The 16,645-nt window shown below is 33.8% G+C and carries 11 protein-coding genes; 9 read left to right on the top strand and 2 right to left on the bottom strand.

Going from position 1 to position 16,645, the window contains the following annotated elements; all coding sequences use genetic code 11:
- Positions 1-89: 89 nt before the first annotated feature.
- Positions 90-932 carry a 1,4-dihydroxy-2-naphthoyl-CoA synthase gene (locus tag ACE939_RS06915; RefSeq protein ID WP_378188163.1) on the top strand — a complete coding sequence of 281 codons (843 nt, stop codon included), beginning with the start codon at positions 90-92 and terminating at the stop codon, positions 930-932.
- A 624-nt stretch (positions 933-1,556) separates the two neighbouring features.
- Here the strand turns inward: ACE939_RS06915 and ACE939_RS06910 are convergent.
- Both ACE939_RS06910 and ACE939_RS06905 read right to left on the bottom strand, forming a co-directional pair.
- Positions 1,557-6,896, bottom strand: a complete 5,340-nt coding sequence (locus ACE939_RS06910) for a sialate O-acetylesterase (RefSeq protein ID WP_378188162.1) — start codon at positions 6,894-6,896, stop codon at positions 1,557-1,559.
- An 860-nt stretch (positions 6,897-7,756) separates the two neighbouring features.
- Positions 7,757-7,966 (bottom strand): hypothetical protein, encoded by a 210-nt coding sequence (locus ACE939_RS06905; RefSeq protein WP_378188161.1) that lies wholly within the window; start codon positions 7,964-7,966, stop codon positions 7,757-7,759.
- Positions 7,967-8,050: 84 nt separating this feature from the next.
- Between ACE939_RS06905 and ACE939_RS06900 the strand changes: the two genes are divergently transcribed.
- From ACE939_RS06900 to ACE939_RS06865, 8 genes are all read left to right on the top strand, one after another.
- A complete protein-coding gene (locus tag ACE939_RS06900) occupies positions 8,051-9,799 on the top strand; it encodes a TraM recognition domain-containing protein (protein WP_378188160.1) in 1,749 nt (582 codons plus the stop codon).
- Positions 9,800-9,892: 93 nt separating this feature from the next.
- Positions 9,893-10,441, top strand: coding sequence for a M23 family metallopeptidase (locus ACE939_RS06895; protein ID WP_378188158.1), 549 nt, complete (start codon positions 9,893-9,895; stop codon positions 10,439-10,441).
- Positions 10,441-11,628 carry a conjugative transposon protein TraM gene (gene traM / locus ACE939_RS06890; RefSeq protein ID WP_378188157.1) on the top strand — a complete coding sequence of 396 codons (1,188 nt, stop codon included), beginning with the start codon at positions 10,441-10,443 and terminating at the stop codon, positions 11,626-11,628. The genes ACE939_RS06895 and traM overlap by 1 nt, the downstream gene beginning before the upstream one ends.
- A 1-nt stretch (position 11,629) precedes the next feature.
- A complete protein-coding gene (locus ACE939_RS06885) occupies positions 11,630-13,981 on the top strand; it encodes a TraG family conjugative transposon ATPase (RefSeq protein ID WP_378188156.1) in 2,352 nt (783 codons plus the stop codon).
- An 11-nt stretch (positions 13,982-13,992) separates the two neighbouring features.
- Positions 13,993-14,832, top strand: a complete 840-nt coding sequence (locus ACE939_RS06880) for a DUF4138 domain-containing protein (RefSeq protein WP_378188155.1) — start codon at positions 13,993-13,995, stop codon at positions 14,830-14,832.
- A gap of 1 nt (position 14,833) precedes the next feature.
- The gene (locus ACE939_RS06875; RefSeq protein WP_378188153.1) at positions 14,834-15,340 is read left to right on the top strand and encodes a hypothetical protein; all 507 of its coding nucleotides are present in this window, start codon (positions 14,834-14,836) and stop codon (positions 15,338-15,340) included.
- 30 nt (positions 15,341-15,370) lie between these two features.
- On the top strand, positions 15,371-15,976 hold the full coding sequence (locus ACE939_RS06870; RefSeq protein ID WP_378188152.1) for a hypothetical protein: 606 nt from the start codon (positions 15,371-15,373) through the stop codon (positions 15,974-15,976).
- A 57-nt stretch (positions 15,977-16,033) separates the two neighbouring features.
- Positions 16,034-16,579 carry a hypothetical protein gene (locus tag ACE939_RS06865; protein WP_378188151.1) on the top strand — a complete coding sequence of 182 codons (546 nt, stop codon included), beginning with the start codon at positions 16,034-16,036 and terminating at the stop codon, positions 16,577-16,579.
- Positions 16,580-16,645: the final 66 nt, after the last annotated feature.

Below are 16,645 nucleotides of genomic sequence, written 5' to 3'. Positions count from 1 at the left end.
AGTCCGTCCCAACCGTACCTAGTATCTGCAAAAAATCATTAAGACGACTCAATTTAAAAGCTTATTTTTGAATTTTAAAATTGAAAAGAATGAATACAATAGATTGGAAAGTAGTTAAAGAATATCAAGATATAACCTATAAAAAATTTGAAGGTGTAGCTAGAATAGCGTTTAACCGTCCAGATGTAAGAAATGCTTTTAGACCAAAAACAGTAGGAGAACTTTTTGAAGCCCTCTTGGACGCTAGAGAAGATACTTCTATCGGGGTCGTTTTATTATCAGCCGAAGGTCCTTCGTCAAAAGACGGAGTCTATTCATTTTGTAGCGGCGGTGATCAAAATGCACGCGGCCATCAAGGATATGTCGATGACGATGGCATGCCACGACTTAATATATTAGAGGTACAACGTCTCATACGCTTTATGCCCAAAGTCGTGATAGCCGTAGTACCAGGATGGGCAGTAGGAGGCGGACATAGTTTACACACCGTATGCGATCTAACACTAGCAAGTAAGGAACATGCTATATTTAAACAAACCGATGCAGATGTTACAAGTTTTGATGGTGGATATGGATCAGCATATCTAGCAAAAATGGTAGGGCAGAAACGTGCTAGAGAAATTTTCTTTTTAGGAAGAAACTATTCTGCACAAGACGCCTACGAGATGGGTATGGTTAATGCCGTGATTCCTCATGATGAATTAGAGCATACCGCTTTTGAGTGGGCTCAAGAAATATTAGCAAAATCCCCAACATCCATTAAAATGCTCAAATTTGCTTTTAATGCCACCGATGATGGTATGGTAGGACAGCAAGTTTTTGCTGGAGAGGCTACCCGATTAGCATATATGACCGACGAAGCAAAAGAAGGAAGAAATGCATTTTTAGAAAAGCGTAAACCAGACTTTAAAAATATTAAGTGGATTCCATAATGCATACATAAGTCCTTCAACATTTGATAAGCACTATCAAAATCATAAAAAATCGTTTTAAAATACACTGATTCATCGATCAACTAGTTTGAAACGATTTTTTATAGATTATTAAATCCAAACATAGTTTAGAGCTCAATAAGTAAGCGAATACCAATCATCGCACCAGCCCTAACCAACAACTTACTATACCATGAATACAATCACATTCACTATAGTATATGTAAAAAAGTATATATATCACTGGTTAAAATATAAAAATAGCATCAAACTCATATACAGTAGATGATAACTTGTATCCATCTGTATATAGCACATGTACAGTTGTATACACTTTATTTATAATTATATATACTCCATATAAATTTGTAGATACTAGATGTGTGAAAATCTTTACTTCACTATAAATAATGGAACACTCACTAGTAAAAACATAAGAATCTCTTAAGTAATCAATAAATAAATCCAAAAGTATACAACATAATAGAAGGACAACCATTCAATGCAGCTACAAGTATTCAAAACTAAAAAAGCTCAGCGATCGTAGGATCACTGAGCCAATTCACATCAATTATAAAAATCTAGATTAAGACTAATTAGATACTTTATATCAATAACAAAAAATTACTCTTTTAAGATTTGGAAATTTTGTACACCTTCTTCATTTATTACTTTAAGTACATATAAACCCGATGGACCTTTAAAATCCACACGAATAATACTCTTATGTTGCTCATAATTAAAAGGAACTACACGACCATTAAGATCACTAAGAAAAACCTTACTAGCTTTTGCATCGCTTCCTAAATCTACAGTCAAACGACCATCTGTCGCATTAGGATAAGGAATATATTTTCCAGTGTCTAACAAGGCAGACCTTCTACCATTTCCAGTAGGAAGCGCTTCGACAGCATAGGTATAGTTATAATGATGATCAAAACCTTGATACCCTCGCGGAGTAGTAGCTACGATGAGATACAACTCGTCACCCTCATTAGTAGTAACTTGGATAGAAGCTTCTTGAGTACCAAAGGCCACCTCTGAGCTAATAGGGAAGTTATAATACCTATAATCATCCTTAGAACCTACAATAATTCTAGCCTGTAAATCAGTATTAGCAGGATTATTACTCTCACCTTTTAATCTAATTTTATACGTACCAAGTGCAGTATTATTTACCTTATAAGCATTAAAAGCCCAAGCACCTGGAACCATTTTTGTTGGAACACTAATCAGTTGACCCGCAGTACCTGCTGTATCAAATTCACTAGTAATCTTATTATTAAAAGATCTAGCCTCTGGTTTTGTATTTCTCATTCTATTTTCAGATTTTTTTTCTGAATCTTCAAAATAAGCACCCGTACCATCTTCATAATCCCAAACAGTTGTACGTGCAGCAAAATCTGCAAAAACAGTCCCCATATCATACCCTTCTTCGGCTAATGCAAAGTCTATATCAGTAATATTATTACTCATTCTCAAATTATAAAGCTTACCTATAAAACTTTTATCAGAAATAAAATTAGTAATGTATCTAAAAAACACATAACAACCATAATTACTTCCTCCATTAAACTCTTCACCCAGATATCCTTGGGTAGGAGAACTTATTATACGATATAACGGTAAGTGAGGGAACAATGAGTAATATCCCAATAAAGTAGAGGTAGCTCCAGGATATACCGCATCAGGCGCCCACTCTGCAGTAGCCTCTGCAAACCACTTACCTTTATTAACTAAATTAGGTATTTTCTGGTACGAATGAAAGTTTTCATGCACCCAATAATTAGAATCTGTACGGCTTAAAGGAAAATTATATCTTGCTATCCAAGCATTAATAAAACCTTCAGTAGCAGTTATATCACGTCTATGACGACTCTCCAAATATGCTTCTAATTCACCCTCTTTATACATACCCGTTGTAGCAACAGCATGCTCAAAGGTAACATCCCATTGAGACGTTGCTTTGATCATTTTTTCTTGTGATACAGTTGTGGTAGCACGGTCATACCATAAACATAAATAAGACCCACAAATAACATTTGTTAATTCGCTATTGGGAAGATTATCCGGTAGTACGTCCATAAGGCAATATTGACTCATTTTAGTAGTCAATTCATCTGTAATCGAATAGTTAAATAATCGTATATCCCACACCTGTCCATTATACTCGTGCAGGTCAAATTGAGACATTTGAAACGCCACATTCGCTTGAAAAGAATTCCAAGTTCCGTTAAAATAGATTTGTAAAGAACCTTCATTAAATCGAAGTACAATATGATTACAAATGAGGAGCTGTAAAGAAGCTTCACTTATCCATTGCTCACCATTAACTGTAACCAGTAATTTATCTCTTACTTGAGAAATGGTTACACCGGATTCTGACTCAAAAATTTCTCCAGATTGCTCTAAGTTTTCTGGCATTACCTTCAAAGAGATTGTACCAGATTGAGAGGATATTTTGTTATCCAAATCAACATAAATATTTTTACCGAGCATACCAGTAAATGTATGTGTTTCATTTTCATGTGAAGGATTTACGATAACTTTGATAGTGTTATCAAAATCAGATTTTTCATAATCTCCAGCCAATCGCGACATATTAAAAACCTCTCGTGGAGCAATAGGAGGGTTTATAGTATTTATTACTTCAACATTCTCAAATGTCACAGTACTTAGCGCACCATTTTGGTGACTAGTAACTGCTAATCCTACATAAACTTGATTATTCATGGATATCGTATCGCTTCCTTCTAATACCCAATTAATACCATCTATAGATGCGTATGCAGAGAATAGATCACCCTCGCGCACCATTTTAAACCAAGTAGCAGGATCCCCGCTGTTATTATTAGCAAGAGAAGAAGAACTACCTGTTTCTAACCTACGTTGGAACGAAATACCTTGTGCTGGCGTCTTGATCATCATCGCGTGACTCGCATTAGTGGTCAAATCACTTCTAATCATAACTCCGGCTTTTGCCCACGGATGGGTATTAGTTTGCGAAGCAACTTTAGCAATAATGGTACCATCACCCTCAAAGGCTTGATACACAAATTGAAAATGATCAGAACCTCCCCAAATATCGCTACCCGCTCCAGATACAGTAAATACATCATTACTATAAGCAGCCTGTCCTGCAGGGCTTGGTGTACCGATATCTGTATGCATCCATGGATTAGGAAGATCATTGTTAGCATCAGCCGTTGTAACTTCTAGAATATCGGTATATGCTGATGTGCCTACTTCATTAACAGCAGCTATACGATAATAATAGGTTGACGTAGGGATCACATTGGTATCCTCATAATTCATACTATTGGCATCTATCGATGCAATGGTTTCAAATGATCCCTCTCGAACCATAGATCGTTGCACAATAAATCCAGTTGTATTTGTAGTATTAGCACTCCATTCTAATTGAATACTTTGATCTGTTACCGCTGCTGCTGTTAGGGCAGTAGGAGTTGCTGGTACAGCTAAGCCTTGATTTACCACAACCTTGTCAAAAGTAGCTTCGCAAAGGGAACTTTGATTAAAATTAGCTACCGCCATACCAATGTATACATTTTGGTTCATTGGGATAGTTGTTTCTTTCATAACTGTCCAAGTAGCTCCATCTTCAGAATAATAGCTAGTAAAGTTTTCATTGTTTCTTACTACTTTGAACCATACAGGACCTGCATTAAGAGCTTTACTAAAAGTGGTAACGTCGCCTGTCGTAACTCTTGACTGTACTCCCACAGCTTTTCTACCGTTGGACATCGCCATGACATAGGCAGCATCGGTATCAAGAGATTCTCTGATCATTACGCCGGCTCTTGCCCAGTCTGCACCTTCTATATTCTCTAATTTTGCAATGATTTCTCCATTCCCAGAAAGCGGTTGATAGGTAAAGGTAAAATCGTCAGCTTTTTTCCAAAGTTCTCCTCCAGACTGGATAGTGAATACTCCAGCATCATAACTCACTTGACCTGCAGGACTTGGGTTACCAACAAGCTCACGTTTCCAAGGAGCAGGAAGATCATTATTAGCATCAACCGTTGTCACTTCAAGAATATCGGTATATGCTGATGTTCCTGCTTCATTAACAGCAGCTATACGATAGTAATAGGTTGTATTAGGAGTAACATTGATGTCTTCATAGCGTATACTATTGGCATCTACCGATGCAATAGTTTCAAAAGAGCCTTCTCGAGCCAAAGAGCGTTGTACGATAAACCCAGTTGTATTCGTAGCATTAGCACTCCATTCTAATTGAATACTTTGATCTGTTACCGCCGCTGCTGTTAGGGCAGTAGGAGTTGCTGGTACAGCTAGGCTTTGTTTTACAATAACATTATCAAAAGTAGCCTCACAAAGTGAACTTTGATTAAAATTAGACACTGCCATACCAATGTACACATTTTCATTCATTGGGATAGTTGTTTCTTTCATAACTATCCAAGTAATACCATCTTCGGAATAATAACTAGTAAAGTTTTCATTATTTCTTACTATTTTGAACCATACAGGACCTGCATTGAGAGTCTTACTAAAAGTGGTAACGTCGCCTGTCGTAACTCTTGACTGTACTCCCACGGCTTTTCTACCGTTGGACATCGCCATGACATAGGCAGCATCGGTATCGAGAGATTCTCTGATCATTACGCCGGCTCTTGCCCAGTCTGCACCTTCTATATTCTCTAATTTTGCAATGATTTCTCCATTACCAGAAAGCGGTTGATAGGTAAAGGTAAAATCGTCAGCTTTTTTCCAAAGCTCTCCTCCAGACTGAATGGTGAATACTCCCGAATTATAGGTAACTTGACCTACAGGGCTTGGGGTACCCACAAGCTCACGTTTCCAAGGAGCAGGGAGTTCATCATTGGGAGTAGAATCTGTTAGTAATGAAGCCATTTTTAATCCCATTCTATCACCAATAATTAAATGCGATGCAGAATCAAAATGATAATAATTGGAAAGGTCTTTACTTATAATCAAACCAGCATTTCCAATCGTTTCAGCCACATTTTTTTGTGCTTCTTGAACCTTTAAACCATTAACTTGACCTCTATGAGATTGCCCAATGACTACGGGCAAATTATCAAGGTTTAAGTCATTACGTAAATCGGTAATCAGGTCAGTTAAATTTTGTTCGTAGGCATTAGCAAAAACATCGCTACCCGCATCATTAAAACCTTGAAACCATAAAAAACCAGCAACTTCGATCGTTACATCCATACCTTGATATTCTGGCAAAAAGTCTCCAATATTGGCTTTAACTTCATTAAGGTGTTCAAGAAGTAAGGGATAGTTACTAGCTACTGCTATAGAACCCAAGCGATCCTTCATACTAGGACTTCTCCATTTCTCATGAAGATCAGATCCACCCTCGGCAACTTTTAACAATACCACATCATCATCGATATGCTGTGCAATTTGATGACCAAAAGCTAATTCTGGACCATACGAATTATTGTTATTATGTCCATACCCAGGTTGCAAAGCACCAGTTCGTAAGGATGGCGATGCATGATTATCTCCATTTCTACGATAATTGTAGTTAATCATTTTTACATGACTCATAGGTTGTAATAGCGCTTCACTAACTAGCGAACTGCCATTCAGGTATTTAGCTTCGAGCCTTGCCTGCTCTTCTGCATAACCAAATGCATAGGTAGAACCATTCCAATAAAAATCACTAATGGTTTGAAAAAGTCTTTCTTCTTGATCAGTAATATCGGCATAACAATTTTTATTATCATTGGGTAATGATACTTCATTTTTAGCGCAGAGTAGTTTATTGAGCTGTGCAGTTTGTGCATGACCTTGCATATTAGATTGCCCAGCCATCAAGAATAGTTTGATTTTTTTAGTTTGTTGGGCTTGTACTTGACAGGTTAGTAATAATCCAAAAATGATGAGATTAAATACTTTGAATAAAGGTATCCATGGGACTACCTTTTTTTTACAGTTTTTCATGATTGAGGGTTGTTTAGTTATGGGTTAATATTAAATAATATAAAAAATGATTGATGTTAACATTAATATATAGTCCTGCATTATTTGATAGTATATCAAAAATGAATTAAATAAAAGCTTACAAACAATCTAATACTATTCAAAGTATTAGGAAATATCTACGTAACACTGTGGAGGTTTAAAACGCAACATAAAAGATGAATTTCAACTAATTTTTACGGAAAACATTTTGAAGAGATATTGAAAAGTAAATAATCTATAACATTATTTATTCTCAAATTACTGGATCTTTTAAGTGTTCGAATTGGATACGTAAGATTAAAAGGAATTAATCTTCTTTTTGTTATAAAATAAGAATTCATTTTGGGGTGTAAATTTTATTATATGACGTAAAGATATAATTCTTAGGATAGTATGCAAATATTGTAGGAAGAAAATATTGGAGTAGTGTTTAAAATTTATAGATCTATTTTTCAGTGATTTGAGATATTTCCCCAGATTGTTTTTTATAAAATAATCATCTGTATAATCTCTAATGGAGTTCATTTTGTAGGAAAAACACCTGTTATTTTGTTTTACTTGTACATTAAGTTTAGACCCTTTTTAATGTTCTTTTTCGACTCCTAAAAATGCCTTTGATGTACCTCAAAATTTATTCTAAATAATTTAGCTAGTATCAAATAATTAAAAAAAGATAGGGATGTGTTAGGTCCTTGTTTTAATTTATAATTTCACTTGCGATACTTACCATAGCAAAAAATGAATCAGCATTAACTTATTGTCTGTTAACAAACGCATGCTCTATATATTTTGTAGTAACTGTTTATTTTCTGGTCATTGTTACCAAACTTTACACAGTTTTACCACTTATTCCGTATTTGCTCCCATTTATTAATTTTCATCTTGCTATCCCTTACCTCATAGTTATTTTTGGTTTGAAATTTAACCAACAGTCTCTTAAAATGAAAGATAGTAAACTGTCCATAGATATGCTTGTGATCTTTACCTTTTGTGTATGTCTCCTGTTGATATGCACAGATATCTATAGTACACACCTTAACTTTTTTCATAGTAAAGGTTTAACACAAAATCATCTTAGTAATTTTTTATTAAAATTTTATAGTACACTAACGATCTTTCAATACTCATTTGTAATGAGAATTGTTTGTTTGTCAATTTTCTCGATAGCTTCTTTTGGGTTTGATGTAAAGAAAAAGCCAGATAACGGTAGTATGATAAAGTATCAAGTTGCACTGCTTATACTTTGTTCATTAGTATATATCGTGGGAGGGTCGTTGGGAGTTCCCTTATTTCTAAATATTGCAATAGCTGCGATATCATTTATAGGATTTATTTATAGTTTTTTTAGTTTACGAAGGCACTTTCAATATTTTGGACACAAAGATGAATTTAACGATGATAATTTAATTTTTCAACAAGAAAAGAAGGTCAAAACAAACCCTTATTCTGTCAACTTAAAAACAGATAAAGGATTTATAAATGTAGTCAACCCCTTTAGGGCAACAATGGTACTAGGTACGCCTGGATCTGGAAAATCATATTCGGTAATCGAAGAATATATTAGACAACACATTCAGAAAAAATTTACGATGATGGTTTATGACTTTAAGTTTCCATCGCTAGCCCAAGAAACCTTCAATTTCTTTGAATACTATAAAAAGAATTATGAAATAGAACCCAATTTTAGTGTGATATCGTTAGACGATATTGCTAGATCAAATTTTGTTAATCCGATTAGTCCAGATTTGATTACAAAAGCAGCAGATGCCATTGAGGCTTCTCAAACCGTTTTGTTTAACTTAAACAAAGAGTGGATTACAAAGCAAGATTTCTTCGCTCAATCTGCCATATCTTATTTTGCATCCTGTATCTATTTTCTCAAAATATTTGATAACGGTAAATACTGTACTTTACCTCATGCTATTGCATTAGCATCGTGTTCAGATGAGAAGGTTTTTAGAATTTTGAGTACCTACTCAGAGCTTAAATTTTTTATGACTCCTTTTGCTGATGCTTTAGAAAAAGAGGCGTATGAGCAACTTTCTGGACAAACCGCTTCTGCCAGAATTCCTTTATCACAGTTAGCAACCAAAGAATTGTTTTGGGTAATGGGTAATAATGTACATCCAGAAATGAATGTACCCTTAGGGATTAATAATCCAGAGGATCCTTCTATTATGATTTTGGCAAATTCACCTGCCACACAAAAAACAAATTCACCTGCTCTTGGTCTAGTGGCTACACAATTGTTGAAAGAAATCAATACACAAGGCAAACAACCTTGCTCTGTAATTATAGATGAGTTACCCACTATGTATTTTATGGGATTAGATAACTTGATAGCTACTGCAAGATCTAATAAGATATCGACCACTATTGGTATGCAAGATCTAGAACAGCTCAAAAGGGACTATGGTGAGAAAATAGCAGACACTATTTTTAATATTGTCGGAAATATTTTTAGCGGATCGGTGCGTAGCAATACAGCAACAAAACTTCAGGATATTTTCGGAAAAAAGAAGCAAAAACTGAAAAATATCTCTGTTGATACTAGTGCAACATCTTATAGTATAAACGAAAATTTGGAATTCGTTATACCAGTGGCTACCATTTCTCAATTGTCACAAGGGGAGTTTGTAGGGCTAGTCTCTGATAACTTTGGCGAAGAGATAGAAAGAAAAATTTTTAGAGGCAAGATTAAGGTTGATAAAAGACATGATCAAATTAAGAGTGACATCCCTATGATTATTGGAGAGGATTCTAATATTGAAGAACTTCTCAATGGTAATTTTGAAAGAATAGTACACGAAATCGATATGCTCATTGCTTCAGAATTACATCGAATCACAGGAGAACCACAACAAAACTATACAACAGCCTAAATTACAATTAACCTATTTAAATTATCAAATAAAATATAAGATGTTACATACACTTTAAAAGCTATATAAATAGTAGTAACAAAGAGTGAAATCATGAAAACTACAAACGGTAACATATTAATTAGAACCAGTATAGTATTATTAATGCTTACTATACAAGGATTTTCACAGGCATCGTCTAGAGTAGATGATATCTATATGAAAGTACCTATAAAGTTTCCGCTTGATACGAGTGATTTTGAAAAAATATCATCTGTATATGGTTACAGGTTACATCCAATATATAATAACGTAAAAATGCATCATGGAATTGATTTAGTAGCCAAAAAAGGAAAACCAGTATTTGCCACTGGATCTGGTATCATCGAAGTTTCAGATTATGATACAGGCTATGGTAACCGTATTTTGATTGCCCACGGATCCAAGATAAAAACATTATATGCACACTTGTGGATCAAAATGGTCACTGTTGGAGAAAAAGTACATAATGGACAATTGATAGGTTTTGTTGGAGATACAGGTAGAGTTACAGGTACTCATCTGCATTATGAAGTTTGGTTTAAAAATAAAAGAATAAATCCGATGCTTATTTGGAAAAATTTTTATGCAAAAAAATCTAATTCAAAAAAATATAAAAGGTAATGGACACTAAGAAAAAAATAATTGTGGCAATTGTAGGGCTATTAAGTATAGCCATGCTGGTTGGCTTTTTTAAGTTAGTCATTTTTCCCTCTAATAATCAAAATACGATATTAAGTGACAATTTTTCAATAAGTACACCAGGTGTAGATGATACCAAGATTGAAAGAAAATCAAAATTGCAAAACTACGAAAGAGAAGGGGTAAATGGAGCTAGCGGTAATTCAATTATTAGCAATTTGACAAATCTTAGCAAAGTCGAAGAGGATACACTGATCGAAGAGCCTCCAATAATTAAAGAAAATTTAGAAAAAAAAGAAGTTGCGGTACCCACGTACAGAAAAAGAAATAAAAAGAAAAGTTCACAAAAAAAAGTGAAAGCAACCCCTGTAAGTTCTGCAGATAAAGAATTGCAGGAATTGATGGCGCTGCAACAAGAACTACTTAATCAATCGAAGTCCCAAGAAGCAAATAATACTCAATTAGACAATGAAAATTTAGAAACGCTATTACAATCTTATAGTAGTTATACGAATAATTATGGAGGTCAAAATGTTGAACCACCTCTAACGGCCGAAAGAATTATGGAAATTGATGGTCAGGTCAAAGAAAAAATAGCAAAAGCGGTCGAAGAAAAGTTTAAAAAGCGTTCTTATTTTCAAGGTGCTGGATCTACAAACTCATCTGATGAGATTTTAGGTTTAATACCAGCCGAAACTGTAGATCAAGGGATTTTGGTCAATGGTAGTACTATAGCCATAAGAACCAAAAAAGAAGTAAGACTCTCCAATCCAAAGTTATTAATACCCAAAGGATCCATTGTATATGGTAGGGTTACTATGGGACAGGATAGATTAACGGTTGCCATAAATAGCTATAAGACTGCAGAAAAACTTTACCTATTAGATTTTAGTATCTATGATTATGATGGGAGAGAAGGTATACAATTAGGTAACAGGACCTGGCCCAAAATACCATCAAAAGTAGCTAATGATGTATTTGATTATGCTTATCAAAAAGGAACACAAGCCGCAACTTTTGGAGGTGAAAGTCAAGGTATACAAATGGATGAGGCTAAAACAGTTGCAGGTTTATCAGCGGCCAAAGAAATAAGTAAAGAGATATTCGCCAAGCGAAGAGTCTATATGCCAAAAAAATATCATTTATGGTTTAACATAAATACCAAATAAGATGAAGAGTGAAACTATAGATAAAATACTACCGATTTATGCAGTAGAGAGCGACTTAATTATCTCAAAAAAAGGAGATATAAGCGTAGGGTATAAATTCACTTTACCTCAAGTTTATTCACTCGATGCAGAGAGTATTGATAGGATTAATCAATTATTTGATAAGATTATTAGAGCCTTGCCAGAGAATACGATTATTCAAAAACAAGACTACTTTTTTGTTGATACAATCAAAGAAGCTGTCTCTCAAGGAGAAGAAATGTTATCTCGCAGTGATAATAAGTTTTTTTATGAAAAACCTACGCTTAAGCATGAGTGCTATTTATTTATTACCAAGGATTCAAAAAAGAAAATCAACCTAGAACAAACACCCAAGCTTTACAAAAAGCAGATGGAAGAGGTAAAAGATTTCTTAAAAACGGTAAATACAAGTATATCATTTTTGGCAAAAGAAGAGTTTTTTACCATAGAGCGATTGGACGGCGATATGATGCTCGAAGTAGTAGGTAAATACTTCTCATTAACACCAGAGGGGGATCAGCCGCTCAAAGATATTTTCTTTGATAAAAAATTACAAGTGGGTAATAAAATAGGAGAGGTATATGCCATCACCTCCTATGATCAATTACCACTTGTAATAGAATCTACTAAGAAGCATATAGATTTCTCAACGCCAAAAACAAGTTTTCAAATTCCATTTATACAGCCAATTTGTTTTGGTATCGAATGTAATCATATTTACAATCAAGTAATTTATATTGAGAAATCAGAGAAAGTATTTTCAAAATTAAAAACAAAACTAAATCAGTTCAAAAGTTTAGCCTTGTTATCAAAAGAAAATGAAGTAACCTATGATCAAATTGATGATTTAGTTAACAACGTTATTGAGAATGAATTACGATTTGTAAACTTACATTTCAATGTGATTTTATGGGATATTAACGAAGAAAACTTAGAAAATAATAAAAACCAATTAGAAAATTCATTTAAAGAACTAGGGATAGTACCCTACCAAATTAAGCACGGGATTAAGGATGTATATATTAATAATGCACCTGGTGCAACCGTAGGGATTCCTCAAAGTTATAGGTTTATAGGCATATCAGAGCAGGTGCCATTATTTTTGAATTTTGAAAGTTATTACCAAGGCAATAAAGATGGAATTCTTTTTGCTGATCGCAAAAATGGCGGTCCAATTCGATTAGACTTATGGGATGAACCCCTTAAGAGAGGTCTGATTGTTAATAGAAATCGATTAATTTTTGGACCGTCGGGAACTGGTAAATCGTTCTTGATTAATCATATCGCGAGTCAGTATTATGAACAGGGTCATCATATCGTGATGATTGATATCGGTAATTCTTATAAAAAGTTGTGCCAGTTAGTAGAGGGACAATACTTTGCATATGATCCAGACAAACCTTTGCAATTTAATCCTTTTCTGGTTCATACTATCGGACCTGTTACAAACGATAAAAAAATCTTTTTAACCTCTCTAATCATCTTTTTATGGAAAGGAGAAGATGATCCCGTACGAAGAGAAGAAAAACAAATTATAGGTCTATATCTAGATGCTTATTACGATAGTTTTTCTGATCATCAAGATCGATTTCCTTGTATGTCTACCTTCTACGAATTTGTAGATCAAAATACAGTGATGGAAGACGAAAAACGATATTTCGATAAGATAAGTTTTCAATTATCACTAAGAGATTTTCACGATGGTAAGTATAGTGAAATCTTAAACTCTAGAGATCAAATTGACTTGGTCGATGAACGGTTTATTGTTTTTGAAATGGATAATATTAAAGATCATCCTATATTATTTCCATTAGTCACAATGCTATGTATTGATGTGGTTATGGAAAAAATTAGAAAAATCCCCGAAATCAAAAAGTCAATATTCATTGATGAGTGTTGGAAACCTATCTCTAAGGGCGAAATGGCACAATTTATTAAATATCTATACAAAACTGTTAGAAAATTTTATGGAGAGGTTGCTATTGCAACCCAAGATGTAGAAGATATTCTTGATACCCCTGCAGGTCCCGCAATGATCAATAATACAGATACTATGATTTTATTATCACATAAAAAGAAAATGGCGGCAAAAAATAAGTTTGCAGAGTTTTTATCCTTCAGCGAATCGGATTTAGAAAAACTATTTTCTACAGATAAAAGAGAGGTATTTGTAAAAGTTGGCAGTGTCTCAAACGTGTATAAAGTAAGTGTATCACCAGAGCGCTATGCATGTTATTCGTCTAACGCCGATGAGAATAAATTTATCTATGATATCTATAATCAACGACAAAACATGAAACTGGCATTAAACGAGTTTGTTGAAGCTAATTAAAAAGTAACCTAATGAATCATACAATTTTAAAATTTATAGTCATTTTATGCTTAGGATCCTCATTATACGGACAAAAGCATTTGATACCTTTACAAAAGCAGGATACACTATTGGTATCCGATATTAAAACTACGCATCTGTTATTTGCTAAATCAATCAAATACTTAGATATAGGCTCACCTTATTTTGTTGCAGATACCATACAGCAATTGTTACGGTTAAAGCATATTGGCGAAGAGTTAACCGATGTACGCAGTAAATTATCCAATCTCACGGTAATAACCGATGATGGAGGCTATTACTCTATTGTTTTGGGTTTTAATCGTTTTGCAGAGCAAGTTTCGTATCAGGTTAATCCATCAGAACAGATTGTTGAGGTTTTTACGAGAAATCAAGAATTTGTTGAGAAAAAATCTAATGCATTAGAATCTATTTGTGAGCAGTTGGATAAACAAGATTTTAATACACGTATCAAAGGTGGTAAAGCTGGAGATCTTAAGGTCGCCGTATCAGGTATATTTTATATAAATGAAAAAATAGGAATACGCTTAGAATTTAAGAATGAATCTACCCTAGATTTTGATATAGATGATATCCTATTTAGAACCAAATTACGGAAACGTCCTGCAAAGGATTATTTATACCAAGAACGTGTAATCCCAGCACTATTTACGTGTACCGATGATCGCGAGGTGATAGGCCATGGCCAGCAAACATTTACCATCCTATTTGACAAGTTTATGCTTAATGAAAAAGAAAAACTGGCCATAGATATTTTTGAGAAAAATGGAGGTAGATCAGTCTCTCTAGATATCCCAAGAAAAAAATTGCTGCAACCTAAGATTATATAACATGAAAGTTTTACGAATGTCTTTTATTTTTCTAATAGGTTCATGTAATGTAATACAGGCACAATATCTTGATGGTGTTAATTTTGGTGCAACTTCTTTTGCCAAATTAAATGCTAGCAGTGCTCAAAAAGCAGCTTTGGCCACTACATTTTTGTATACAGCAGCTGCAGGCATTGCGATAAAAGAGGGTATGTCAAAAACTACTTTTATCGTTAATCCAGCTAATGTGTATTTGATCAATCTTTTGGAATACAGGACTATGTGTAACCATTACATAAATCCTTTTAAAAAAAGAAGATGTTCTAATAAATATAACTATCTGAAAGATGCATATCTACAAACTGCAGAATTAATACAAACACCCACACTCAATTTCATTAATAAAGGGGTGAAAGAACGGATAGGAGAAAAGTATATACATATTATAAATACGATCTATAAGGAATTAAATAGTATGAAGGAAAAAGCCGAGAGACAATCGTTTTTAAAACGAATGAGTAAAAATTAAAACAGTTTTTTTTAGTTAAATCATAAGATTATGAAGTCAAAATGGATGTTTGTTATAGCATTGTTCTTTGTTTTTAATACAGGTTTTGGTCAATTTGTTCATTTTCATTTTCATTTTGATAATAATGATGCAGCGACAAGAACAAAATTTGCTAGTTTGATCCGTATTCTAGGAGCCAAAAATACAGCGTTAAAGGCTACAAACGCAAGTTTAAATAAAGCGCTTAAAAGCCATAAAGCACAATTAAAAGCAAATTACACTAAAAACGTTTTTGATAAAGGAGATTCTTTTCTAGCAAAATTATTACTATCCGGATCCCTTAGTTTAGTTACTTCAAAATTGAGTGGTTATCCAAAATTACCTTATATGACTAAGGCTAAGCGAGAATATCTTGATCAACTTACACAAAACAAGTTGTTATTGGCATTTCTTCAAAATGTTCCTGCGGGTAAGATTAAATCAGGAAAACGTCAAGAGATTTATAGACTGCGAGGCGAATTGGTAAAAGAGCTTTCTAGAAATGATAAAGAAGCAAGAAAAATTTTACTCTTTTCTGCAGCAGGATTAGTCATGGTAAATTTTGAAACGTTTTTGGAGCTTTCAAAAGCTATGAAGGTTATAGAAGTTCTACTCTAGAGATTGAAGATAACCACGAGTTTTATGGTCTACTATGAGTATAAATACAGTCACACTATGAAAGAAAACTTTATATTAATAATAGCTGTTTTATATACAGCCATCGGGTATTCACAACTATTTCCCATTCTTACAGATGCGCCAATTAGTGCAGAATCGATTGTATCTGCTACGTTTTATACTGATATAGCTAATGAGGGTAAAAAAATTGGTGGAGCGCTGGTAACCTTTGAGAGTCAATTTGGACAACGACTACTTTATCTAAATCGTTTAACGAATCAAATAACCAGTGCTATCATAGAGGATTGGAATAGGTTAGATCTAAAACATAAAAATCTAAAGAATCAGAATGAAAAATTAGCATTTTTTAGTTTCTCAAGAAAAAAGGTGAACACAAAATTATTGGTAACCATAGATAAAATGTTGACTAATATTAAACTAGAAATTGATAAACAAAGCTTTACAGATGTTTTACATGGTGAGCAAATGAATTTGTATCAAGATATGATGGAGTCTTTATCTAGTGTCGATCGCTTATTAGATGAGGTAGCGTCGGGTATATCAAGAAGTAATTTTTTGGATACTTTAACTAATAAAAGATAGTAATGAATAAAAGATATTTCTGGATAATAAGCATATTTTTTTGTAACAGTATTTGTGCTCAAATAC

The sequence above is a fragment of the Aquimarina rhodophyticola genome (assembly GCF_042434915.1).
Classification (GTDB): Bacteria; Bacteroidota; Bacteroidia; order Flavobacteriales; family Flavobacteriaceae; genus Aquimarina.
This window is presented reverse-complemented; position numbering and strand designations above follow the sequence as displayed.

What these genes read in the sequence shown, in the direction of transcription:
- ACE939_RS06885 (WP_378188156.1), top strand. Translation starts at nt 11,630, where the DNA reads ATGAAGAGTGAAACTATAGATAAAATACTACCGATTTATGCAGTAGAG.
- ACE939_RS06865 (WP_378188151.1), top strand. Translation starts at nt 16,034, where the DNA reads ATGAAAGAAAACTTTATATTAATAATAGCTGTTTTATATACAGCCATC.
- ACE939_RS06910 (WP_378188162.1), bottom strand. Translation starts at nt 6,896, where the DNA reads ATGAAAAACTGTAAAAAAAAGGTAGTCCCATGGATACCTTTATTCAAA.
- ACE939_RS06905 (WP_378188161.1), bottom strand. Translation starts at nt 7,966, where the DNA reads ATGAAAAAAGTTAAGGTGTGTACTATAGATATCTGTGCATATCAACAG.
- ACE939_RS06870 (WP_378188152.1), top strand. Translation starts at nt 15,371, where the DNA reads ATGAAGTCAAAATGGATGTTTGTTATAGCATTGTTCTTTGTTTTTAAT.
- traM (WP_378188157.1), top strand. Translation starts at nt 10,441, where the DNA reads ATGGACACTAAGAAAAAAATAATTGTGGCAATTGTAGGGCTATTAAGT.
- ACE939_RS06915 (WP_378188163.1), top strand. Translation starts at nt 90, where the DNA reads ATGAATACAATAGATTGGAAAGTAGTTAAAGAATATCAAGATATAACC.
- ACE939_RS06880 (WP_378188155.1), top strand. Translation starts at nt 13,993, where the DNA reads ATGAATCATACAATTTTAAAATTTATAGTCATTTTATGCTTAGGATCC.
- ACE939_RS06875 (WP_378188153.1), top strand. Translation starts at nt 14,834, where the DNA reads ATGAAAGTTTTACGAATGTCTTTTATTTTTCTAATAGGTTCATGTAAT.
- ACE939_RS06895 (WP_378188158.1), top strand. Translation starts at nt 9,893, where the DNA reads ATGAAAACTACAAACGGTAACATATTAATTAGAACCAGTATAGTATTA.
- ACE939_RS06900 (WP_378188160.1), top strand. Translation starts at nt 8,051, where the DNA reads ATGAGAATTGTTTGTTTGTCAATTTTCTCGATAGCTTCTTTTGGGTTT.